The organism is Stieleria mannarensis (assembly GCF_014154935.1).
GTDB lineage: Bacteria > Planctomycetota > Planctomycetia > Pirellulales > Pirellulaceae > Stieleria > Stieleria mannarensis.
This window is the reverse complement of sequence record NZ_JACEHH010000154.1, coordinates 1-1,354: the sequence shown is the minus strand read 5'-3', so window position 1 is coordinate 1,354 and position 1,354 is coordinate 1. Positions and strand designations below refer to the sequence as shown.

The following is a 1,354-nucleotide window of genomic DNA, read 5'->3' as shown; positions in this document are numbered from 1 at the left end:
TCGCCGTGCCGCGGTGAACGGCGGACGTTATTCCGATCAAACCGACATTTTCAACAGGCGAAGCCAATGAAGTCTCTGCTTGTATTTCTATCCATTGTCATTCCATTCTCGGCGTGCTTCAGCCAAGACGCCAATCCCGATGCATCGCAGGAACGCGCCAACATCGACCCCAAGTCGCGCTTCATAGAATTGGCAACACGGTACAACACCCTTCAAGAGCAGTACTACGCTTACGAGCCGAAAGAGGGTGAAGATGGGATCAAGCGGTTTCTTGAAAATCACCCGATGAATGCCATGGTGTCGGATTTCATCGCGCTTGAGCAGCAATCACGGGGGGCCGAGGTTGGTTTTAGTTGTCTGTATCACTTGGTATTGGCGGCTGCGAGCGTTGGCGATGCCGACTACCCAGTGACCGCTGGCAAAATCGCTGCCTTGAAAGTCCTCGCTGAGCACTACCATGATTACCCAGACGTTGACACGACGTTTAGATATCTGTTTTCGGGAGCGAGAGTTCCGGAATCGAAGATATTCCTTCGGAATTTGATTGCATCCTCACGGCATGGATATGTTCGGGCGAATGCAATGTACGAACTTGCAAACTACCTTGCATTAGAAGCAAATCTTCCTGCTATGTGCGAATCGCAACTGGCTGTTATGGATAGGGCAGATCCGGAGAATGAAGCTCGAATGAAACATTTCGAGACATTCACCGCTAATCTGAAAGACGTTGCAGTCGAACGAAACCGTGCGGAGGCGCTCAGCCTGATCGAGCGAATAGGTAGTGAGTACCAGAACGAACTGGCTCCTCCACGGGTTGGCGTTAGGAATCCGGGAATTATTAGCGTCACCAGAAGTGAAATTGACGAAGTGTTGAAGTCGAAAAGAGAGCGAATTGTAGATCGACTACCTGCCATTCAATTTGAACTCAACCATTCGATCGGGCAAACGGCCCCTCTAATCGACGGCAAAGATGCGCGAGGAGAGCCGATGAGTCTCGCCGACTATCACGGCAAGATCGTAGTCCTAATGTTTTCGTTCAAAGGATGTGGACCCTGTGAGGCAATGTACCCCGACAATCGCAAGTTAATCGAGGAGATGTCCGAAGAGCAATTCGTTTTTGTTGGTGTTCAAGGAGACGAAACGATTGATACCGTCCATGAGTCACTAGAATCCAAGGCGATCACCTGGCGGGTGTGGTGGGATGGTGCGGACAAACGGATTTCAACTCAATGGAATATTCGTGGTTGGCCGTCGACTTTTGTGTTAGACCAGCGTGGCGTCATTCGGTATCGTGACCTTCGAGGCAAGGAACTTTCAAACGCGGTGCGGAGCCTGCTGAAGAAAGAAACGGAAT

Annotated in this window: 1 protein-coding gene; it reads left to right on the top strand. The window is 50.6% G+C overall.

Annotation, left to right across the window (positions count from 1 at the left end; all coding sequences use genetic code 11):
• Window positions 1-66: 66 nt before the first annotated feature.
• Window positions 67-1,354, top strand: a 1,288-nt coding sequence (locus H1B37_RS32840; protein WP_182871492.1) for a TlpA family protein disulfide reductase, incomplete at its 3' end; no start/stop codon positions are given.